This is a genomic window from Pseudoalteromonas sp. 20-MNA-CIBAN-0454 (assembly GCF_040308685.1).
Taxonomy (GTDB): domain Bacteria; phylum Pseudomonadota; class Gammaproteobacteria; order Enterobacterales; family Alteromonadaceae; genus Pseudoalteromonas; species Pseudoalteromonas nigrifaciens.
In genome coordinates this window covers 1-264 of the sequence record NZ_JBEOOB010000181.1, presented here as the reverse complement: position 1 = coordinate 264, position 264 = coordinate 1, and the positions used below count along the sequence as shown (strand labels likewise).

Genomic DNA, 264 nt, shown 5'->3' with positions numbered 1-264 from the left:
GTGTTAGCGCATCAGATAATTGTTGCTGTTGTGGCTCATCTAGGGCCGTTCCACTTTGGTTTTTTAATATGAAAAAGTCTTCTGCACGTTCACCAATAGTGGTAATTTTAGCTGCTAATAATGTCACATTACAACGGTAGAAGGTATCACCTACTTTGGCTAATAAGCCTGGGGTGTCGAGAGTGTTTAATTCCATCATACTTGTACCATGGCGAGCACTGGGTAAGAAACTCACATGAGTCGCAACATTAAAAGGTTTCATGA

The 264-nt window shown here is 40.9% G+C and carries 1 pseudogene; it reads right to left on the bottom strand.

What is annotated here, in order from left to right:
* Positions 1–264 (bottom strand): annotated as a pseudogene (locus tag AAEZ22_RS18430) ([protein-PII] uridylyltransferase); the annotation flags it as partial.